The organism is Nitrospira sp. (genome assembly GCA_016788885.1).
Classification (GTDB): domain Bacteria; phylum Nitrospirota; class Nitrospiria; order Nitrospirales; family Nitrospiraceae; genus Nitrospira_A.
Genome location: JAEURX010000037.1, coordinates 1 through 20,308 on the forward strand (window position 1 = coordinate 1; position 20,308 = coordinate 20,308).

26 protein-coding genes and 1 tRNA gene are annotated in these 20,308 nt (G+C 59.3%); 19 read left to right on the top strand and 8 right to left on the bottom strand.

Annotated elements, in window-relative coordinates; translation table 11 throughout:
• The 5 genes from JNL86_09595 to JNL86_09615 form a co-directional block, all read right to left on the bottom strand.
• Positions 1 to 600, bottom strand: a 600-nt coding sequence (locus JNL86_09595; GenBank protein ID MBL8043158.1) for a response regulator transcription factor, incomplete at its 3' end; no start/stop codon positions are given.
• Positions 587 to 1,708 carry a hypothetical protein gene (locus tag JNL86_09600; GenBank protein MBL8043159.1) on the bottom strand — a complete coding sequence of 374 codons (1,122 nt, stop codon included), beginning with the start codon at positions 1,706 to 1,708 and terminating at the stop codon, positions 587 to 589. The genes JNL86_09600 and JNL86_09595, both read right to left, overlap by 14 nt.
• Before the next feature lie 107 nt (positions 1,709 to 1,815).
• Positions 1,816 to 2,280, bottom strand: coding sequence for a transcriptional repressor NrdR (nrdR, locus tag JNL86_09605; GenBank protein ID MBL8043160.1), 465 nt, complete (start codon positions 2,278 to 2,280; stop codon positions 1,816 to 1,818).
• 15 nt (positions 2,281 to 2,295) lie between these two features.
• Positions 2,296 to 3,573 (bottom strand): serine hydroxymethyltransferase, encoded by a 1,278-nt coding sequence (locus JNL86_09610; protein ID MBL8043161.1) that lies wholly within the window; start codon positions 3,571 to 3,573, stop codon positions 2,296 to 2,298.
• Positions 3,574 to 3,626: 53 nt separating this feature from the next.
• Complete coding sequence (locus JNL86_09615; protein ID MBL8043162.1) at positions 3,627 to 4,103, bottom strand: 50S ribosomal protein L9; 477 nt, start codon at positions 4,101 to 4,103, stop codon at positions 3,627 to 3,629.
• A gap of 311 nt (positions 4,104 to 4,414) precedes the next feature.
• Here JNL86_09615 and JNL86_09620 point away from each other — a divergent pair, with 311 nt between their 5' ends.
• From JNL86_09620 to JNL86_09635, 4 genes are all read left to right on the top strand, one after another.
• Positions 4,415 to 5,890, top strand: coding sequence for a hypothetical protein (locus JNL86_09620; protein ID MBL8043163.1), 1,476 nt, complete (start codon positions 4,415 to 4,417; stop codon positions 5,888 to 5,890).
• An 89-nt stretch (positions 5,891 to 5,979) separates the two neighbouring features.
• Positions 5,980 to 6,066: transfer RNA gene (locus JNL86_09625), tRNA-Leu, on the top strand.
• Positions 6,067 to 6,460: 394 nt separating this feature from the next.
• Complete coding sequence (locus JNL86_09630) at positions 6,461 to 6,808, top strand: hypothetical protein (GenBank protein MBL8043164.1); 348 nt, start codon at positions 6,461 to 6,463, stop codon at positions 6,806 to 6,808.
• Between the two features lie 151 nt (positions 6,809 to 6,959).
• Positions 6,960 to 7,172, top strand: a complete 213-nt coding sequence (locus tag JNL86_09635) for a hypothetical protein (protein ID MBL8043165.1) — start codon at positions 6,960 to 6,962, stop codon at positions 7,170 to 7,172.
• A 530-nt stretch (positions 7,173 to 7,702) separates the two neighbouring features.
• On the opposite strand, the gene JNL86_09640 is transcribed toward JNL86_09635, so the two are convergent.
• Complete coding sequence (locus JNL86_09640) at positions 7,703 to 8,176, bottom strand: flagellar basal body-associated FliL family protein (GenBank protein MBL8043166.1); 474 nt, start codon at positions 8,174 to 8,176, stop codon at positions 7,703 to 7,705.
• A 571-nt stretch (positions 8,177 to 8,747) separates the two neighbouring features.
• Here JNL86_09640 and JNL86_09645 point away from each other — a divergent pair.
• Positions 8,748 to 8,891, top strand: coding sequence for a hypothetical protein (locus JNL86_09645; protein MBL8043167.1), 144 nt, complete (start codon positions 8,748 to 8,750; stop codon positions 8,889 to 8,891).
• Complete coding sequence (locus JNL86_09650; protein ID MBL8043168.1) at positions 8,857 to 9,057, top strand: hypothetical protein; 201 nt, start codon at positions 8,857 to 8,859, stop codon at positions 9,055 to 9,057. Before JNL86_09645 ends, JNL86_09650 begins: the two co-directional genes overlap by 35 nt.
• Positions 9,058 to 9,168: 111 nt before the next feature.
• Here the strand turns inward: JNL86_09650 and JNL86_09655 are convergent, their stop codons facing one another.
• Together JNL86_09655 and JNL86_09660 are read right to left on the bottom strand one after the other, a co-directional pair.
• On the bottom strand, positions 9,169 to 9,585 hold the full coding sequence (locus JNL86_09655; GenBank protein MBL8043169.1) for a DUF393 domain-containing protein: 417 nt from the start codon (positions 9,583 to 9,585) through the stop codon (positions 9,169 to 9,171).
• Between the two features lie 16 nt (positions 9,586 to 9,601).
• Positions 9,602 to 10,519, bottom strand: a complete 918-nt coding sequence (locus JNL86_09660) for a MerR family transcriptional regulator (protein ID MBL8043170.1) — start codon at positions 10,517 to 10,519, stop codon at positions 9,602 to 9,604.
• Between the two features lie 138 nt (positions 10,520 to 10,657).
• Here JNL86_09660 and JNL86_09665 point away from each other — a divergent pair, with 138 nt between their 5' ends.
• The 13 genes from JNL86_09665 to JNL86_09725 all read left to right on the top strand — a co-directional run bounded on the left by JNL86_09665 (position 10,658) and on the right by JNL86_09725 (position 20,237).
• Positions 10,658 to 10,954 (top strand): hypothetical protein, encoded by a 297-nt coding sequence (locus tag JNL86_09665; protein ID MBL8043171.1) that lies wholly within the window; start codon positions 10,658 to 10,660, stop codon positions 10,952 to 10,954.
• Between the two features lie 47 nt (positions 10,955 to 11,001).
• Complete coding sequence (locus JNL86_09670) at positions 11,002 to 11,961, top strand: SUMF1/EgtB/PvdO family nonheme iron enzyme (GenBank protein MBL8043172.1); 960 nt, start codon at positions 11,002 to 11,004, stop codon at positions 11,959 to 11,961.
• A 191-nt stretch (positions 11,962 to 12,152) separates the two neighbouring features.
• Positions 12,153 to 12,437 carry an SUMF1/EgtB/PvdO family nonheme iron enzyme gene (locus JNL86_09675; GenBank protein MBL8043173.1) on the top strand — a complete coding sequence of 95 codons (285 nt, stop codon included), beginning with the start codon at positions 12,153 to 12,155 and terminating at the stop codon, positions 12,435 to 12,437.
• The gene (locus JNL86_09680) at positions 12,424 to 12,738 is read left to right on the top strand and encodes an SUMF1/EgtB/PvdO family nonheme iron enzyme (protein MBL8043174.1); all 315 of its coding nucleotides are present in this window, start codon (positions 12,424 to 12,426) and stop codon (positions 12,736 to 12,738) included. The genes JNL86_09675 and JNL86_09680 overlap by 14 nt, the downstream gene beginning before the upstream one ends.
• A 182-nt stretch (positions 12,739 to 12,920) precedes the next feature.
• A complete protein-coding gene (locus tag JNL86_09685) occupies positions 12,921 to 13,289 on the top strand; it encodes a hypothetical protein (GenBank protein ID MBL8043175.1) in 369 nt (122 codons plus the stop codon).
• The gene (locus JNL86_09690) at positions 13,286 to 14,143 is read left to right on the top strand and encodes an SUMF1/EgtB/PvdO family nonheme iron enzyme (GenBank protein MBL8043176.1); all 858 of its coding nucleotides are present in this window, start codon (positions 13,286 to 13,288) and stop codon (positions 14,141 to 14,143) included. The genes JNL86_09685 and JNL86_09690 overlap by 4 nt, the downstream gene beginning before the upstream one ends.
• A gap of 790 nt (positions 14,144 to 14,933) precedes the next feature.
• Positions 14,934 to 15,851 carry a TIGR01777 family oxidoreductase gene (locus JNL86_09695; GenBank protein MBL8043177.1) on the top strand — a complete coding sequence of 306 codons (918 nt, stop codon included), beginning with the start codon at positions 14,934 to 14,936 and terminating at the stop codon, positions 15,849 to 15,851.
• The gene (locus tag JNL86_09700; protein ID MBL8043178.1) at positions 15,848 to 16,333 is read left to right on the top strand and encodes a DUF4149 domain-containing protein; all 486 of its coding nucleotides are present in this window, start codon (positions 15,848 to 15,850) and stop codon (positions 16,331 to 16,333) included. The genes JNL86_09695 and JNL86_09700 overlap by 4 nt, the downstream gene beginning before the upstream one ends.
• A 16-nt stretch (positions 16,334 to 16,349) precedes the next feature.
• The gene (locus JNL86_09705; protein MBL8043179.1) at positions 16,350 to 16,835 is read left to right on the top strand and encodes a PDZ domain-containing protein; all 486 of its coding nucleotides are present in this window, start codon (positions 16,350 to 16,352) and stop codon (positions 16,833 to 16,835) included.
• Positions 16,836 to 16,842: 7 nt separating this feature from the next.
• Positions 16,843 to 17,367, top strand: a complete 525-nt coding sequence (locus JNL86_09710; GenBank protein ID MBL8043180.1) for a hypothetical protein — start codon at positions 16,843 to 16,845, stop codon at positions 17,365 to 17,367.
• Between the two features lie 49 nt (positions 17,368 to 17,416).
• Entirely contained in the window at positions 17,417 to 17,848 is a 432-nt protein-coding gene (locus JNL86_09715) for a hypothetical protein (GenBank protein ID MBL8043181.1), read from the top strand.
• Positions 17,845 to 19,287 carry a deoxyribodipyrimidine photo-lyase gene (locus JNL86_09720; GenBank protein ID MBL8043182.1) on the top strand — a complete coding sequence of 481 codons (1,443 nt, stop codon included), beginning with the start codon at positions 17,845 to 17,847 and terminating at the stop codon, positions 19,285 to 19,287. Before JNL86_09715 ends, JNL86_09720 begins: the two co-directional genes overlap by 4 nt.
• On the top strand, positions 19,284 to 20,237 hold the full coding sequence (locus JNL86_09725; protein MBL8043183.1) for a DUF523 and DUF1722 domain-containing protein: 954 nt from the start codon (positions 19,284 to 19,286) through the stop codon (positions 20,235 to 20,237). Before JNL86_09720 ends, JNL86_09725 begins: the two co-directional genes overlap by 4 nt.
• Positions 20,238 to 20,308 lie beyond the last annotated feature (71 nt).

A 20,308-nucleotide genomic window follows, 5' to 3' on the forward strand; every position in this document is an offset into this window, starting at 1 on the left:
CTGCAGCTTGTGAAAAATATTGCGCACATGGTTTTTGACGGTCTTCTCGCTGAGATCCAAACTATTGGCAATTTCCTTGTTCGTCTTTCCGTCGGCCACGAGGCGCAGGACTGTGATTTCACGTTCGGTTAGGTCGTGCTCGACCCACGCCGGCTTTTTTCCCTTCTTCTGTGACATGAGGGAGAACTCGGCGAGGATTTTGCTGGCGACTGACGGGTGGATGAGCGATTCTCCCCGATAGATCGCCCGGATGGCCGCGACGATTTGCGAGGATTCCGAGTCCTTGAGCAGATAGCCGGTGGCGCCGGCTCGCACGAGATCGAAGATGTATTGCTGTTCCTCATACATCGTCAGAGCCACGATGCCCATGTGGGGGAATTCCCGTTTGATTTGCCGAGTGGCTTCAATGCCGCCCATGCGTGGCATGCTGACATCCATCAGAATGACATCCGGCATGAGGGTCTTGGTTTTTTCCACCGCTTCGACACCGTCCTGCGCTTCTCCGACCACGTTGATGTCGTCTTTTGTTTTGAGGATGGCCGCCAGGCCTTCGCGCACCACGCGGTGATCGTCAGCGATCAGGACTTTAATTTTTTCCATGACGAATCGTCTCCTTGTCGGCTAACGGGATGCGCAACACGATCCGCGTGCCGCGCCCTTTCTTTGAATCGATCGTGGCTTCCCCGCCCACCAGTCGCGCTCGCTCCAGGATGCCGCGAATGCCGAAGTGATCCCACTTTTCCGGATCGCGGAGCACGGCGTCCATGTCGAACCCGATCCCGTTGTCGGAGATGGTCACTTGAAGCAAATCGAAGCGAATGTCCAGTTGAACCGAGACTCGGCGGGCCTTGGCGTGTTTCTGGACGTTTGTCAGCGCTTCCTGGACGATGCGGAACAAGAAGATCTTTGTGCGCGGGAACAGGATCGTCTCGTCTCCGGTCACGGAGAACGCGGTCTTGATGCGGTATTGTGTTTCGTAGGACTTGAGATAGTTCGTCAACGCCGGGATGAGCTCCATCTTGTCGTAATGCAACGGCCGCAGGTTGAAGATCACCTGTCGCGCTTCTTGGATGGCGAGCTTCAGTTGAGCTTTCGACTCCCGGATCGTGGCGAGGCTGGCTTTGGGATTCTTGCGAAGGAGTTCCTGGGACAACTCCAGTTTGAAATTGACGCCGGCGAGACTCTGCACCAGACCGTCATGAATTTCGCAGGCAATGCGAGTGCGTTCTTCCGTGACCGCGGCACCCGTTTCTTTGACGTAGAGTCGGTACAGGGACTGGTACTTGTTCAAGGCCTTTTCGATGTCAGCAGTCGCCCGGATGCGAGCTTCGATCAGCTGCCACATGAATTTGGCGCTGGCGCCTCCGATCACGGAGACGCCCATGCGACGGATGTCTTGCAGATATTCGCCGACCTCCGGATTCCCCGACACATCGATGACCAGATCGACCGGACCCATGGTCATGAGTTTCCGGTAGTGGCGAGTGACACGAATTCGCAGGCGCCGGGCGAGTCCGAGACCGGGTGCTTGTGCACTGATGTCGGCAACCCCGACGATGCGCACCAACGGGTCGTTGGCGAAAATTTCCATCAAGGCCGTCCCGCCGCGTCCGGCGCCGATGATGGCGACATGTGTCGCTCCGGGTGTTCGCCGTCTGGTGGGCTGAGGGGTCGTTTGTCGTGCGTGGGTGGTTTTGGTGGTTGCCATATGTGTCGGCACTGGTGAAGCGGAGGTGGCTCCGCGGTGGCTGCATCGTTTCTGTCTGGACTGACACCGAGCGAACCAATCCGAAGCAGCGAGGAGCAGGGGAGGGACTAACGTTCCCGGCGCTGCTGGGCCAGCGACTTGATCTCGTCCATGAACTGGTCGATGTCCTTAAACTCTCGGTACACGGAGGCAAACCGGACGTAGGCCACTTGATCGAGCTGAGACAGTTCTTTCATCACTTCCTCGCCGACGGCGGTGCTCTCGATTTCAGTTTCTCCCATATCCTGGATGCGTTTTTCGATACGGTCGGTGACGGCCTCGATAGTCGTGGTGCTGATCGGCCGCTTTTCGCAGGCCTTCTTCAATCCCGAGACAATCTTGCCTCGATCAAAGGGCTCCCGTCGTCCATCCTTTTTCACGACGGCCGGCATGGTTTCTTCGACCCGTTCGTAGGTGGTGTAGCGGCGTTTACACGACAGGCATTCGCGCCGACGACGGATGACCTCACCTTCCTTGGCCATCCGCGAGTCGACGACTTTGTCTTCGACATCGTCGCAGAAAGGGCACTTCACTGGCGAACGTCCTGCCTAAGCGGGAGACGAATCGTAGGCATGAAAGATGGGGAAACGGTTGCACAATGTTTTTGCCTGCGCACGGACTTCGCTCTGCACCTGTGAGTCTTGCGGATGCTGCAAGACCCGATCGATCAGCGCCACGATTTCGCGCATCTCAGCTTCGCGCATTCCGCGTGTGGAGACGATCGGACTGCCGATCCGGATGCCGCTAGCCACGGCGGGCGGTTTCTCATCGTAGGGAATGGCGTTCTTGTTCACGATGATGCCGGACGCGTCCAAGGCGGCATCGGCTTCTTTTCCGGTGATGCCCTTGTTGGTCAGATTCACCAACATCAGGTGCGTGTCGGTTCCTCCCGAGACGATCTTGTAGCCGCGCTCGATCAGCCCCTGCGCCAGCGTGCGGGCGTTGGCCACTACCTGTTGCTGATACCGCTTGAATGCTGGGGACATGGCTTCCTTGAAGGCGACGGCTTTGGCGGCGATCACATGCATGAGCGGGCCGCCTTGCAAGCCGGGGAAAATGATCTTATCGACAGCTTTCGCATGCTCGGCTTTGCACATCGTCACACCGCCACGGGGGCCACGCAACGTCTTATGGGTCGTCGTCGTCACAAAATCGGCGTAAGGAACGGGATTCGGATGCAACCCGGCGGCAATCAAGCCGGCGATGTGGGCGATATCTACCAACAGATAGGCACCAACCGATTTGGCAATGTCTTGGAACTTGGCGAAGTCGAGGGTGCGGGCATAGGCGCTGGCCCCCACCACCAGCATGCGGGGACGACATTCTTCAGCGATCTTGCGGACCGCCGCATAATCGATGGTTTCGGTCTGCCGGTCCACACCATAGGAAAACGCGCGGAAAATGATACCGGAGAAATTGACCTTGCTGCCGTGGGTGAGGTGTCCCCCTTGGGCGAGGTCGAGGCCCAGGATCGTGTCGCCGGGTTTCAGCACGGCCAGATAGGCAGCCATGTTGGCTTGCGACCCTGAGTGTGGCTGTACGTTGACATGTTCGGCCCCGAAGATTTGCTTGGCGCGATCGATTGCGAGGCTTTCGACGGTATCGACGTGCTGGCAGCCGCCATAATAGCGTTTGCCGGGATATCCTTCGGCGTATTTATTTGTCATCACGCTGCCTTGGGCGGCCAAGACGGCGGGACTGGCAAAATTTTCCGACGCAATTAGCAGCAACTTGTCGCGCTGCCGCTGCTCTTCGGCGACGATGGCGTCATACGTCTCGGGGTCGGTCGATTTCAACGCGTCCAATGACCCGATCAGATCCTGCATGCTTCCTCCGAGCGTGGCGCCGGTCGGGCGGCCACGCGTCATCGCACCACAGATTAGGCCGTGGGAGCGGCTGCTTCCGTTTCTTCCTGTTTCTTGACCACGTGCACCGCGATCGTGGCGGTCACTTCGCGCGGGAGCTTCACGGCAATCGCGTGGGTTCCGAGTTCCTTGATGGGTTGCGCCAGCTGGATCTTGCGACGATCCACGGTAAAGCCCTGCTCGGCCAACCCTTCCGCAATGTCCTTCGCCGTCACCGATCCGAACATCTTGTCGTCTTTTCCGACCTGGGCTGCGATCGTGAGTGACACGGTCGACATCTTCTTGCCATGTGCTTCGATCTCTTGCTTTTCCTTCTTGGCCTTCTCGGCTGCGGCGCGCTTCGCGTGTTCGAATTCTTTGATGTTCCGGCTATTGGCTTCCACAGCCTTCTTGCGCGGCAAGAGATAGTTCCGGGCAAACCCGTTGGAGACGTCCAAAAGGTCGCCAAGATCGCCCACGCCATCGAGTGTTTCCTGGAGAATCACCTTCATACTGCAACTCCTTCTGTTGGAAAGGGAAAAAGCATACTGACGGGCTGTACAAAAGTCAATTGATCCGGAGCGGTCGGATCGGGGTTTTCTTCAGCCGTCCGGACCAGCGATACGGGTGCGTGGCAGGGCGTGGTGCGCCCGTTCGCCATTCGGAGCAAGGGGAGCGTCTGGTTGGTGAGGGGGGTGTTCCCGGCTGGACAGGGTCTTTCTCAACTCTTTAAGATACGCTCCCTATTTCACTGAGCATGCTGCCGCAGATGTCGGGGGCATGTAGGGCCGAGCCCCTTCGACAGTCAGGAGCATAACGAGTTATGGCCGCCATACCCGGCACCTTGCCGGATCTTCTCGATCAGTTGGCTGCGACCCTCGAACGCGATGCCGCGCAGAGTGCAGCGCAGGGGCAGGATCAAGCGGTCGCGCTTGTACGCGGGCGGTTGCTGCAGACAATCGGGAACCTGCACCTCTATGAGTTCTTCCTTCCGCCGGATGTTCGGGTGGGTACCGATCTCGCCGCGACTCTGCTGCTGGGCGAGGAGACGGAACCGACGGAAGGCCTCGTCTTGTTCCAGGAGGGCGAGCGTCTGGTGCTCCAGGTGTTTGATGCGATCGGCGAGGTGGTCCCGCACGCCACGCTGGTGCCGGACTCCAGCGGATTGGTTCTGACGACCAGCCATCGGTTGGCGGAAATGAGCAAGGCAGGTACGTCGTATACGCTAGGTCCTGCGGAACGTTTGCTCCCTATCCTGGAAGCAGCACAAACAGGAGACCATGCCGCGTTGGCGGCCGTGACCCCGACCTCGGTGTTGACGCCGCTGTGGCAGGAGGATACGACAGCGCGCCGGCAGAAGGTGGCCACGCTGGTTATCGAGTTGATTCGAGCCAACAAGCGTATTCTTCTGGTCACCCCAGATCATCAGAGCGCAGATGTCATCACCCTTGTGGCCGCGCGGGCCATAAAGGCGGCCGGGCTGACGTTCAAGAGCTGGCTGAGTCGGTACGAACTGGCGACCAGCAAGGAAAGCGCGGGCATTCCCCTCCCGGATTTGGGATTCGAGGCGCAGATGCATCAATTCTATGCCAAGTCTCGGTCCGACAAGGCGGCGCTGCGCAAGAAGTACGATCGGTTTCGCGAGCTTACGCCGATCCTCGCCTATAAGGCGCAAAAGCAAAAAGATTTGGACGAAGTGCGCCTCCTGGAATGGCGTCTGGTGACACAGTTGAGCGACTACCAGGCGAAGATCAAAGATATCGACGCGACTCTGGCGCAGTATGAACAGCTGCCGATTTGGAAACGTCTGTCCATGCAGGCCATGGGAAAAAATGTCGACTCCCTTCGCGAATACAAGGTCATCTATGAGCGCTACAGCGCCGGGCTTCGCAAGGAGGTCGATATCGCCAAGCAGCGGATCGAAGAGCTCATTCCCGAAGCGACGGTTCCCAAGGAGCTCAAGCCGGAATTTGCCGAGCTAAAAGAGGATGTCATTCATTTGGGCGGCACCAAGAAAATCCGGGAGCTCCTGGCGGCGGAAGAGCATACGAACCGTCAGGCCTTCGTGCAGAACCGGCGGGTGATCGTCACCACTGCCGCGCGAGTGGCGGCGGATCCTTTATTTCGCAAGGTGCGGTTCGACGTGTTGATTGCTGAAGAGGCTCCTCGTATCCCGAGTCCATTTCTCCTGGCCGCGGCGGGGCTGGTGCGCGAACGCATTGTGCTCACCGGCGATCTGCGGGAAGTGACCCCGCACAGCGCCTGGAATCTTCGGAACGGCCTCTCTCCAATCGTGTAACTATCAGGAGGGTTGGCCACGAGCGAATTTTCAGTCGCTCACCTTGACGGGTTCTAACCGATCAGCGATAATCCCGCCTCATTCCTCGAGCCGAAGTGGCGGAACTGGCAGACGCACTGGTTTCAGGTACCAGCGCCCGTAAGGGTATCCGGGTTCAACTCCCGGCTTCGGCACCACCCTTTCTAAATTGTAGCGATTTCGTGAGCTTGCGAAGAGGCAGGGCAGCGACGTGTTATGAGCGTGTTCACGCGGCTCATCGCGCCGTCGAGTTTCTCAGCCTTGATCGACCGGTCGCGCAGGGATAATTCCCTCGATGCATGGCCGACAGTCTTCATGATCGTGTCGGGATCCATCCCGGTGTCAGCCAAGCACGTCACCACACAGCGCCGAATATCGTGGAAAATGACGTCTTTGATCTCCCGTATCCTGCAGAGCGGCACGAGCCACTTCATTCTCAACTCGACGTCACGGTCCTGTCCCCGAACTACTACTGCCTGATCCACAGCACGGAAGATTCTGAAGAACTAAAAGTAGTCCGACCACGATCCGCACCCGAAGCGAGGACTGCGTATGACTGACAAGCTCAATCCCAAGCAGCCGTTAAGTGTAGAAGAGAGCGTCCTCGCCACCATGTGGGCGATGGAAGCGATTGTTGAGCTACTCCAGAGCAAGGGACTCTGTTCGAAGCAGGAGGTCCATGATATGGTTTCGGAATTGCGGACCCGGCATGCTGAACTGAAGGGAAAGGTCATTGTGCCCGGCACTCTCGCCAACACTACAGAAGAGCAATATCTGATCGATCATGTGCTCAAGCTCATTGAGGCGGTCGGGTTGCAGCCAGCAGAATCGAAGGAACTTCTTCGCCGAGTGTCGTTGATCATCGATCAGCACGCACGCACGAAACAGATGCCGAGGTGAGTTTTCGCCACCAAGGCATGCGTATTCATTTCACGAGACGCTCAACCCGTTCCCTTCCTTCTGTACCCGAATTGTTGCCATCTTCCGAAAACGTTCTCCACCTTCACAACGATCTGAGCATGGCCACGGACGCCGCTATGAGGAAGTCCCTGTGATCAAGAGATTCGTCGACGTGATGGCTTTTCTCGTTCTGGGCCTGGCCGGTGTGGTTGTCATGTATGGCCTGTTTGCCTTCATGGTGGTCGCTTGGAGTTGGCTGGAGGAGCGGGGGCTTCTGGGGCAGGCAGGCCTCGTGGTTCTGCTCGTGGGGTGGGCATCTCATCGTGTCCTCCTGTTTTGGAGGGAGTCGCAATCAGAAGGTTGATCAGAATGGGGATCGCCTACTCAAACCGTGTGTCTGGCACCTTGTTGCGGATGGGTATTGTCGGCGATCGGCTGATCGGCACAAACATGTGATCACCCAATGAGGGGAGGGTTCGCTGTCGAATCCCGCAGGCCCGCCCTCCACTGTCCGCCAGAACTCTTCGACAGACTCAGCCAGCAGATTTTTGATGCGCTCAATCACGAAGGCGTGACTTCCCACTAAGCCCTCCAGGTTGTGGCCCGCACAGCGGAATTCTTCGCCGCCGTTGATCTGGTCGCGGGCCGTCCCTCTCATTCGCGCCCGGACTGGTTCCTCAGTACCCCCTGCTCGGATGTGTTGTGACGAGATGCCCTACCTCTTTGGCTCGTCGACAGGCCTAACTCGGGAAGCAAGGAGGGCATCACTCCTTCTAGGCCGTAACGATATTGAGCGTTTGTTGCGCGAACTCGGCCAGGGGAGTTTTCCTCTCCCTTGAGGTCGTCCTGTGCGTGGTGCAGGGATGTGGAACGGAGTCGGTTAGGAGGGATGGACTACGATCCGACCGGCGTCATCAACCAGTTGGTGATATAGACGTTGAGAACCTGGCCCTTGCCCTTTGGCAGCAGCTTGTTGACGGTGCGCTTGAGATCTTCTCGCAAGGTGACTGATTGACCGGGCACGCGCAGGTCTTGAACCGGATAGGTATGCAGCATTTCCATAATGTACCGATCGATCTGGTCGTGTCGTTCCCTGATGATCGTGGCGGTCGCAGGCCGATCGATCTCCACGGCGAGGTTTGCTTGAACGTAGTAGAATCGCGCCCCGTCATCGACCGGGGCCACGATGGCCGGCAGATTGATGGTGAGGCCCGCAGATGTTGGTGAGAGTTCAGCGGAGGGCTTGCTCAGCGAGAGCGTGCGCGGAATCAGGTCGGGGGTAGAGAAGCCGCCAAGATACCCGACCACCAAGAGGATGGACGAGATACTGATCAAGAGGGCGAGGCAGATGCGCAGGGTGATGTTCATGCCGTCAATGATTGGGGTATGGTGACTGCTCAGCCGGCGCTGCTGTTCAGAGGCCGGAATCGCCGTCCGGATAAGCGTACCACCTGCCGCCTGAAAGTCTGTACGTAGTCATCATGGTTTTCGAGCTGGGTAAATGCCCAGGCTGTTCCAAGCGATGTCGGAATTCTCTCTCCCCATACATTCAAAGACATCCGGCCAATTGTCAGATGTGTCCGACAGTGCCTTGGTTGCAAAGGGAACCGTGGTAGCAGCAACCGGTAAGAACGCTCACTGTCCCTGCCGTGAGCACAGTGATCAACCTGCCCTTTTATCCCCATGATCGCAGTAGTCCCCTTTGATATACTCCCGGCTAATTCGGTTCTCCTGTCGTCACGATGCCGCTCGTGCCGGGCGCCGTTGGCGATGGGAGCCACGCCATACGGATGTGGTCCACTCCCAATCGGTCGTCCTCCACTCCGGCTCACAACTACTCATCAAGATTATGACACTCGGTTGGAAGCGGAAGAAGAACCAGGTTCTTTGGGCGGAACCGGATGAGTGAGCGGAGATCAGCCAGATCAGTTGGACCTGGGTGCGCGGCCACAAGGGGCACCCTGAAAACGAAGCCTGCGACTTCCTGGCGCAACGCACCGCCTCCATCGCGGCGTCCTCTGGTGGCGCGCAGGTTCAGAAAGGACAGCATGCATCTCCTCAAGGTCGGACGCTTCCATATTAACCTCGACTATATCCAATTCATCCACGAGGAACGGGAGGATTTAATTCTGCATTTCGGTGAGGGGGCCAACCTTCGGACCACCTCTGTCGCGCGCAATTCCCCTGAAGGTGAACTGCTGCAGCGGTTCATGGTCCACCATCTCTGGGCGGATCCGTCTCCGGCCTAGTAGGCATCAAGTCTTCGTACCTGCCCTTGTGTAGTGCAGCTCATTCGATCATTGCCGGTGTGCGGGAGCAGGTGTTGTGGTGGGTGTGTCGGGTTGGACGGAATGCGTGGACTATCCAATGCGGAGCGTCGATCTCGGCTTGGTTGCCGTTCGGCAATTCCCTGAACAGCCGGTGTCCCGGCCCGTCAGCCAGAGCCGGTTTCTGGCGAACCACGTATAGCCTCGGACGAGGAGCGGATCGATGAGAGGGAGGCGGCTCAGGCGGGCCAGCATCCCCAGTCCGACCGCCTGCCAGATGGCGCGGAAGACTTCCACGCCGGTGATGAGCATTCCATCGTCCCATTGCGCGTGAATCACTGCGCCAAGGCGTGCGGGATCGAGGCCGGTTGATCCTGCGTCGTACCCAGGGGCCGAGAAATCACAGAGCTTCAGCCGTTGCTTTCTATCCAAGTGCTTCATCAGCGCCATCTCGCGCGCACAGATGGGGCAGGCGCCGTCATAGAACACGGTGAGTGGGTAGAGTGGCATCGAAACCGACCCTTCGTTAGCCTGGGATCGGAAAGCGTCGCGTGAGTTGTTCCAGCTTCTCGTCGAGCTCGCCGAAGGTTTCCAGCACGTCGATATCGGCTTCCGTAAAATGCCGCCGCATGGCAAGTGCTCCCTGGCCGCCGGCCAAGAGTGCGGACAGCGGCGCCACCTCTTGTGCCAGCGCGTGAATCAATTCACTTGCCGGTAAGTCCGGGAGTGCGATGGTACAGGAGAGAATGGTCAAGTCCGGGGCGACTTCACGACAGAGGTTGCTGAGGGAGAGGATGGGGACGTTGGCTCCGAGGTAGTAAACCCGACAGCCGCGAACTCGGCAACGATAGGCGACGGCGAGCGAGGCAAGATCGTGTTCCTCGCCGGGCGGGCAAGCCACGACGACCGTGGCGCCGAACTCCGCGACCGGGAGTTGGTTCATGGCCGCATACAATTTTTGTTTGATCTGGCTGGTCACGTAATGCTCGACCGCCACGCTGATGCGGCCGGTATGCCACAGCTGCCCCACACGTTCCTGCAGCGGCAGCAGAATCCCGTGGAGTGCTTCTTCGAAGGGCACTACCGCCACGGCACCGTTTAATCGCTTTTCGAAGGTGATCCGATCGAGTGGTTCCAGGGCGATTAGCAGTTCTCGCAACAGCCGATCAAACGTATTGTCGACGACGGCCATTCGTGGCCCCGATGTGCGCATGCGGTTGATTAGCTCTTCCCGTCCCGCTTTGGCCAGATCTCCGATTGATGCTCCCGCATCCAGCTGCTGCTTGAGATACCGCAGCAGTGCCACGTCCTCATCTGAATAGTTGCGATAGCGGTTGGCTCCTCTGGTCGGTTTGAGCAGAGCAAATCGACGCTCCCACACGCGAATGACGTCGCGGCTCAGGCCGGTGAGTTTCGCAACCCTATGAATTCTGTGAGTATTCATCGCGTGGATTCAGTATAGATTCATGTCCAATGTTTGTCAAATATTATCCCATAAAAACTCTTGACACGTTGGACATATAGGGTGTAAACATTGGACATACACGTTGCAAACATTGGACACTGTTGCGCAGGAGTAACCATGGCAGCACAACACGCGACCGAAGAAATCGTAGGACGAAGCGAGACCCGGGTCGAGGTTCTGAAGTTCCGGCAGGAGTCGAGCTGCACGCGATGCGGTGGGCTCATGGTTCCTGATTTCTGTACGGATCTGCTGAACGGTTCCGGCTCGCTCGACTGCTCCACCCTCCGCTGCGTGCAATGCGGTGACATCGTCGATCCGGTCATTCGGTGGAATCGTCATCTCCAGCGACTGGCCGGTGCAGCCCGCGAGCTGAAGGTCGTGGGTCAGTTCTCCCGCGCTCAGGTGCCCGCGTAGGATTCATTGTGATGAAGATCATGGGCGGTCTAACGAAGGAGGTACACATGCGGAGTCGAAAATCTGTGCAGATAGGCATAGCGGCAGTGCTGTTAACGGGGGCCGCGACGTTGGCGGTCGCGGCGGAATCGGCGGGCGATAAGGATATGGTGCTGATTCCGAAAGGAGAATTCACCATGGGGAGCAATGAGCATGCCGATGAGGCCCGGCATCAGGTGGTGCTGGACGCCTACCTCATCGATAAGTTCGAGGCGTCGAATGCGCGATACAAGGAATTCATGCGGGCGACCGGCCATCCCGCCCCGGCCTACTGGGACGATCCGCGTCTCAGTAAGCCTGAACAGCCGGTTGTTGGGGTGAGCTGGACCGACGCCAACGCCTTTTGCAAGTGGGATGGCAAGCGGTTGCCCACGGAAGCGGAATGGGAAAAGGCGGCTAAGGGACCGGAGGGCGACAATCACTATCCGTGGGGCCATCATCTCGACCCGAAAAAGGCCAACTATGGTCAAAACGTGGGACGCACCATGCCGGTCGATTCCTATCCCGAGGGCGTGAGCGGATACGGCGTCTACCACATGGCGGGCAATGTCTTCGAGTGGGTGGACGATTGGTACGATCCGAAATATTACCGGAGCAGTAACGCGCTGAATCCTCGCGGCGCGGACAAAGGCTACAACTTCGCGAACCAAGGTCCGGTCAAGGTCTTGCGCGGCGGCTCCTGGCTCGCTCCGGAAACCTCCCTGCACACCAGTCACCGATTCTGGAATCAGCCGGAAAACAATTCCTACGGTGTTGGATTGGGCTTCCGCTGTGCCAAGTCGGTCACCGTGGTGTCGGAGGAAGCGGCTCAAGCCGGACGTGACGCATTTATCCAGGCACTCGTCGGGATGGGTGCGGAGAAGCACGCAGATGCCCTTGCGTCTATTGAGAAGGCGCTCGCGGCAGATCCAGACAACCGAGAGTATCAGGCGACTCGAGAGCTCATCAAGAACAGCATGAAGAAGTGATCCGTGACGCAGAGGGGCGGCGATGTCCGCCTTCCTGCCGCACCGCGGGCAAGGAGGTACGGCATGAATATGATGAGACACGTGCTTGGAGCAGGTTTGGCCATGGGTGTGGTCATCGCGTTGCCGGTAGCCCATACGGAAGAATCCGACATTCCGAGCGATACGGTGTGCGTGGGCAAGGGCCGTCTGTGATGGGATTGGACAAGACTGAGCTGGCCAAGTCAGACCGGCGGCTCTCCATGTACGTCAAGCGCATGAATACACCCTGGTCAGCGGAAGCGTTTCACGACGAAGGTCCGGCCCATATGGTGTTCTTGGATTCGTACCTCATCGACACGTATGAGGTGGCGAACAAGGACTATGGGGAATTCATTTGTGCCACCGGCCATCCCGCGCCGGCCTCTTGGGATGATCCTCGTCTGAACACGCCACGTCAGCCTGTGGTCGGTGTGAATGGGATCGATGCCAAGAGCTAACTGCGAGTTCCGGGGGAAGTGCCTTCCGACGGAGGCGGAGTGGGAGATGGCGGCTCACGGGCCGAACGGCAACCTGTATCCCTGGGGCAACGATGTCGATTCCGATACGGCCAACTATGATCGACATCATGAGGCGACCCTGCCCGTGGATTCGCATCCGGAGGGTGCCATCCGGTCGACGCATCGGTTCTGGAATCACCCGCTCAACAACAGCTACGGGGTGGGGTTAGGGTTCCGCTGCGCCAAGAACGCGCCGTCTGATTGGGAACAGCGCATTCGCGACAGCAACATCACCGCATGAGTGGAAATGGGCCGGGAGCGATTTGCCGAGGCGTTGCAGGCGGTCAATCGGGGGCTGGTGATGGATTCAGTTAACGTAGAACTCCTGGAACTGCGTCCCCTGATCGAGCAGTCGATAGCCCGACGCTGAGGTCTGCGCGCGAACGGAGTCGCTGAGACAGTTCCTACGAGGGAGGCAGAGCCATGACGAACAGGACAATGATCACGCTGATCGGTGGGGTTGCGGCGTGGCTGTGGGCGACGGCGATTCACGCCGGTCCCCTGGATGCCAGTCGCCACATGCATCCGGAAAATGTGCAACTCGTGCATGAGGCGGAGCATAGCGTGGACCATGCCTGGGAGGTGTACCACCGTGCGGCGCTCGGCGGGACCGTGGCGTCGCCCGATCTGCAGGCACAAATCGAACAACACTTGCATGAAGCACGAACCCTCGTGACCCAGGCGCAGGAGGCCGCCGACCGTGGCGACGCAGGTGCCGTGGAGCGCCTCGTCGGTCAAATCAGCAGGCACACGGAACAGGCGATTGCGGGGAGCAAGGAGCAGAAGCGATGACACAAGGTGTGAGTGAGAGAAGGACCAGGTGGAGTGTGGCAGGTCTCTTCGCGACGGCCGCCTTTGCACTTGCCCTGAGTCCTGCGACGGCGGCGCCGCCCAGCAAGGAGCTGGATTCCGTGCCGATGATCACCGTTCCGGCCGGACCATTCACGAGGGGGACCCAGAGTCCCAGGGGGCGAGCTGACGAATGGCCACAGCGCACTGTGCATGTCGATGCCTTCGTCATTGATCAGGTGGAGGTGACCAACGAGCGCTACCTGGCCTTTGTGGCGACGACCGGTCACCGAAACCCGCCGAATCCTTATGGTACCGGTGCGCTGGTGTCGGCGAAAGGGATCGAGCAACTTCCGGTCGTCCAGGTGACCTGGTACGACGCCAAGGCCTATTGCGCCTGGGCCAAGAAACGGTTGCCGACCGAAGCGGAATGGGAAAAGGCGGCACGCGGGACCGATGGTCGGACGTATCCGTGGGGCAACGACGAAGCGACGTCGACACGGGCAAATTATGACCGCGAGTGGGTCAACGAGAAGACGCTCTATGCGGTGGGGTCGCTGCCGGGAGGCGACTCACCCTATGGTATCAAGGACATGTCCGGCAACGCTCGTGAGTGGGTTCAGGACTGGTACGACCCTGACTACTACCAGAACGCGCCGACGACGAATCCGCAAGGTCCGGACAAGGGCATCGTGCGGGTCATTCGAGGAGGATCCTGGCACAGTCCGCTGGCTGACATTACGGCGACCGCGCGTGGTCGGGGCGGATTTGCATTGCAGACCCATGGGACCGGATTCCGCTGTGTGCGTGGTCTGGCGGGACAGGACGCTGCCGCTCACGAACCGGCGGCCAAGTGAATCACGATGGGCGGTGGTCGGCTCAAGCTGATCGAAATTGAGAAATTGGAGGTACCGCGACTCCGCACGCGGCCTCCCGTTGAGGCGGATGGGTTCTTCCTTCGGAGGAACCCGTCCCCTCGGCGAACCATCGAACGGAACAACACAAGGTCCCCTATGGGTGGGACATGAACGAAGGAGGTGCACATGGGGCAGCTGATCGTCGTAGGTCTGGTCCTCGTAGCGGTGAGCGTTGCCGCCGCCGCATTGATGAGTCGCAGGAAACCCGTCTACGTCGTCGTGAGGCAGGGAACGTATCGATCTCACAGCGAGTAAGTCACGTGTGGCGAGTGGGTGTGCTGCACCGTGATCAGGGAGAAGAGATTCAGGGAAGACTATTTATTTTTCTCGAAGTCGGGGGTTCCAATGGAAACACATGGGACGCCGGAATCATACACTCCTTCGCAAGAGGGCAACCATCGATGCCCTCGTTGCGGTGGGCTCTTGTTGACGCAACAGTACATCGATCTCCTGGACGACACTGGTCAGATTGATATCACGGCATGGCACTGCACGATCTGCGGGGAGGTGCTCGATCCCGTGATACTGAAGAATCGGTATGGCCCTCCGCCGAACTTGCTGTATGGCACAAAAGAGCGCAAGTTCAGTCAGCGTGTGACGGCTCTCCCGGGCCAGCCGGGATCGAAACCGGCAACAGATTTGGGTGAAGCAAGGGGCAGCAGAAATTCCCCTGAGGGCGGGTCTCCCATCGAACCCTCGTAGAAACTTCTTGTCGGCAAGGACGCGAGATATGCGGATTGTCATCACCGGAGGAACGGGATTCATCGGGCACGCGCTGGTCGACGCGTTGACGCGCCAGCAGCATGATGTGGTGGTTCTGTGTCGGAAGCCCGCACGATCGGTTCACTCGTCTGCTGTGTACGTGGAGTGGGATGCTCGAACCGTGGGCCCTTGGAGAGCTGAGCTACAAGAGGCTGATGCGGTCGTCAACTTGGCCGGTGCCCCCATTGCCGAAGGTCGGTGGACGCCGGCCCGTAAGCGTCTGCTGCTGGAAAGCCGAACCGTTAGCACCAGACTATTGGTCGATGCTCTCGCTGCCCGTATCTCGCCACTTCCTGTGTTCATCACGGCGTCGGGCATTGGGTACTACGGTGCGAGTGACGACCGGGTCCTCGACGAGGGGTCGGCACTCGGAGAAGGATTCTTGGCGGACTTGTCTGCAGCGTGGGAGGCAGAGGCGTTGCGTGCCGCCCAGTTCCGTACGCGGGTCGTGGTGCTGCGTACGGGTATGGTGCTTGAAGAGGACGGTGGGGCATTGCCGAAAATGTTGCTACCGTTTCGCTTCTTCGCCGGGGGGCCGGTCCTGCCCGGCACGCAGTGGGTCTCGTGGATTCACCGCGCGGATCTGATCGGACTTATTCAATGGGCGATGACGACGCCGACCGTGTGTGGTCCGCTCAATGCCGTGGCTCCTGAGGCGGTAACGATGAAGACCTTTTGTACGACGGTCGGCAGAGTGCTCCATCGTCCCTCGTGGCTGCCGGTCCCGAGCTTGGCCTTGCAGCTGGCGCTGGGGGAGCTGGGGACATTGATGACGACCGGTCAACGTGTGGACCCGGCGAAGGCGAGAGCGGGCGGCTACGCCTTCCGGTATCCGACGCTGGAGCCGGCGTTACGAGCGATTGTCGGTGGGGAGCGTCGGCCATGACTGCCTTCATTGAACCCGTCATGCAGTATGCGCACGCACTGGCGGTGGCCGTACTGGTCGGCAAGGTGGTGTTGCTCTCCTTTGTGGTCGCGCCGATTCTTGCGAAGCAGTTGGGACCGGACCAGTTCGGTCCTGTCGTTCGCCGATTATTCCCTGCCTACTACCTGTTGGGCATGGGCGCGGCGACGGTCGGACTCCTGTCGCTGCTCGCGATTGGATCCCTGCGCGGGCTGAGCGCGTCGGTGCTGGGAGCGGGAGGGATCTGGGTGGTGATTCTTCTCGCAGAGTCCTACTGTCGTTCGCCGCTGACTCCACAAAGCAACGCGATGCGGGATCGGCTCAAGGAGCAGGAGCAGCAGGGTGATGTTGATCCGGTGTTGCAGGCGGCCTGGACTCGGCTACACCAACGGTCGCTGTGCCTGAATTCATTGGTGCTGATCGGAGGCCTGTGCTTGGTCGGCATGATTCGTCAAATCTCATGATGATGAAGGGGGAAGGATGATGCACACACAAGGGTCTGTCGGGCGTTGCCTCTTTGCGGCGCTACTGAGCCTCGCCGTGAGTCAAACCTGGGGCATCAGTGATCAACTTTGGGCCGGGGACGGTCATGAGAAAGGCGGGTCGCAAGGCCCGATGTATGGTCTGGAGACGACCATTCCGGACGGCGTGATCGGCGTGGCGCTGCACGTGGGGGCTGAGCGCGTCGGTGATCCGTCGGTCTTGTTTATCGCGCAAGTGTTGCCGGATGGTCCGGCGGAGAAGGCGGGGCTCAAGCAGGGTGATCAAGTAACAACCGTAGATGGCGCTGCGCTGACCGGCAAGACGTACGAGCAGGTTGCGCTTATGGTGCGTGGGGAGCCGGGAACCGTGGTGAAATTGGGGGTAAAGTCGGAGGACGGTGTACGGGAGGTCTCCGTCACGCGGGTTGCCGGGCAGACCTTGTACAAGGGGCAGATGGGGTCGCACGGTGGTCAGACTAAATAGGTGAGGCATGAAACAGGTGATTGCAGGGATGGTGGCGTTGGGGCTTGTCGCCGCCCTGTCACCGGCTCAGGCGGTGGAGACAACGTCGGCATATCCGGCCCTGTCGGGGCTTGCGAGAACAGGACTCTACCTATTAGCCGGCGACTATCGTCGGGCACTGGAGGCCTGCGAACGAGGGATCCAGGACCGGCCGTCAGCCGAAACCTATCTGCATCTCACCTACGTCTATCACGCCATCGATGCGTACCTGGAACAGTTGTCCAAGGATGAAAGCTGGATGGCCGTCGAGCAGTTGTATCTGAATCTCGCCTATCGGCACACCGAAGATCTCGTCGACCCTCCAGGCGGGCTGGCCCGTATGGCGAAAGAAATGATCCAGACCAGCGTGCGTCAGCAGGCGGACGTCAGCGCCGCAATGGCGGTTCGGCTCAACAAGTCGGTGTCCGATCGACTCTGGACGGAGCAGACGCAATGGCGGAGCGCGCACCCCACGACCTGGTGGCAGGCGTTTCCGGAGGCCTGGGTTCGATGAGGACGGTTCCCCCGCGGCATCGTGTCCGCACAGTGAAGGAGGCAGGACCATGCTGAGACAGACCACTCAACGCGGCATCGATCTCAAGTTATTCGGCGCCATGTTTCTCCTCGTGGGCTTGATCGATATGCTCATCATCGAAGGGTTCCCGGCCTATGCGCTGAAGCTGTTCGGGGTCACGATCGCGGGACCACTGGCCTACCTCGTCAAACTGCATTCGCCGGCCGCCCACTTCCTGATCGGCTATGGCTTCGTGTTTTTGCGCCCCTGGGCCTGGGGGTTGGCCATGGCCTATGGAGGATTCGGCCTGATGAGTGAGCTGATGAACCAGTTTCAATTCGGCTACCACCATCTGCGTACGGGTTTCATGGCTACAACGGTCCTGTTTCTCTGCTATGTTTCGTGGCGACGAGTGTTGTTTGTCGATCCGTTGCCGCCACCGACTCGGTTGGCGTCTTCGTCCCCAGAGGTGCATTTATGAAGGGGCTGGTCTGGTTTCGTCGAGATCTCCGGATACATGACAATCCTGCGCTGTCAGCCGCCTGCAAGGAGTGCCGGGAGATCGTGCCCCTGTTCGTGTTCGACGAGCCTCTGCTGCGTGATCATGTCTTCGGGGCCGCCTGTGTCGGGTTCATGTTGGGATGCCTGGAGGATGTACGCCGCTCCTTGGCTGAGCGCGGAGTGACGCTCCTCTGGCGGACGGGTGAGCCGGTGGAGACGGTGTTGCGGACGGCTCAGGACCTGGCGGTGGACGCGGTGTATTGGAATCGTGATTATGAGCCAGGCGCCATCGATCGGGATCGAATCGCACAGCAGCAGTTGGCTCGACAGGGTCGTACCGTCAAGACCTTTAAGGACCATGTGGTGTTTGAGGCTGAGGAGGTGCGGAGTCTGACCGGGGATCCGTTTCAACGGTATAGTGCGTATCGCGATCGGTGGTGGGCGAAGTGGCGTGCGGCCGCGCCGCCTGTGCTGCCTGTGCCGACCCTTCCATGCGCGGGGAACACGGTATCTTCCATGCCCCCCTGGCCGAAGCCGGAAGATCTTGGCTATACGTCGGTGCCGATGTGGATCGAGCCGGGTGAACAGGCGGCGCGAGCCAGATTGCAGTGGTTTTTACAAGGGCCGATCCATCGCTACGTCAGCGGGAGAAATCTTCCGGCGCAGGACGGGACATCCAAGTTGTCCCCGCATGTGCGGTTCGGAACGATCAGTGCGCGCACGATGGTGCATGCCGCACTCCACACCCTCTCGCAGGGCGGACAGGTCTCTCGCGCCGATGTCTTCACCTGGATCGACGAGTTGGTGTGGCGGGAGTTTTTTCAGCAGGTGTTGACGGCGTTTCCGCATGTCGCAGAGGGGCCGTTCAAGGCGAAGCCCGGACTGCCCCCTCCGCGTTCTGCCGGGCCTGAGCGCGACCGGTTGTTTGTCGCCTGGAGTCAGGGTCAGACCGGCTATCCGATCGTCGACGCCGGGATGCGTCAGTTGAACAAGACCGGATGGATGCATAATCGCGTGCGCATGATCGTGGCGTCGTTTCTGGTGAAGGATCTTCGTCTGGATTGGCGAAGCGGTGAACGGTACTTTATGGAGCAGCTGGTGGACGGTGACCTGGCAGCCAACAACGGCAACTGGCAGTGGTGCGCGTCGACCGGTACGGATGCCATGCAAGGCTATCGCATTTTTAACCCTACCCTTCAAAGTGCGAAGTTCGATCCAGACGGGGGGTATGTGCGCCAGTATGTCCCGGAACTGAGTCAGGTACCGACCAAGTGGATTCACGAACCGTCGCTCATGCCCAAGGAGGAACAGGTGCGGGCTCGATGCCGCATCGGCATCGACTACCCTGAGCCGATCGTCGATCATCGGCAGGCGCGTCAGGAATATTTGGATCTCGGGAAGCAGCAGGTGGCCCCGTGACGTCGCCGGCGCTTCGCCTCGGCATCAGCCGGTGTTTGCTCGGCGAACAGGTTCGGTTTGATGGCGGCCACAAGCGGGACCAGTTTCTGACGGAGGTGTTAGGCCGATATGTGGAATGGGTTCCGGTGTGTCCGGAAGTCGAGGCGGGGCTCGGCACGCCGCGTGAAGCGATGCGACTGGTAGGAAATCCGCTGCGGCCGAGCCTGGTGTCGATCAAGAGCGGGCAGGATCACACCCTTGCCTTGGAGGTCATGACGAACAGACGCCTGGCTGACCTGGAAGGGGTGGATCTGTCGGGGTTTGTGTTCAAAAAAGATTCTCCCAGTTGCGGAGTGGAACGTGTCCGAACGTACAATGAGCATGGCATGCCCAATCGCAAGGGCGTGGGCCTCTTCGCGCGAGCCTTCGTCGGACGGTTCCCGCTTGTCCCGGTCGAGGAGGAAGGCCGGCTGAGTGATCCCATGTTACGAGAAAATTTCATTGAGCGGGTCTTCTGTTATCGGCGCTGGCAGGATTTGATCCGTGGCGGGGTGACGAGGCAAGCGGTAGTACGATTTCACACAATTCATAAATACCTGCTCCTGGCCCACAGCGCTCCGCACTACCGCCAGCTTGGCCGGTTGGTGGCGCAAGTCCATGAGTGTCGCCCCAAAGACCTGGCCCTTCGATACGGTGAACTCTTCATGCAGGCCCTGGCGGTGCGGGCGACGGTACGCAAGCACGTCAATGTCCTGCAACATATCCTGGGGCATTTCAAGGATCGCCTTGCTGCGCAGGAAAAAGCGGAACTATTGGGTGTGATTGCGGACTATCATCAGGGACTCACGCCGTTGATCGTGCCCCTGACCTTGATCAAACACTACGTGCAGGTATTTGATGTCGAATATATTCGCGAGCAGGTGTATCTGAATCCCCATCCGAAGGAATTGATGTTACGTAATCACGTATAAACGGATGTGATTCCTCGTCCGAGGCCTCTGCGATGAACCGTCTTCGCAGTGAATCGCATCCACAGGCATCC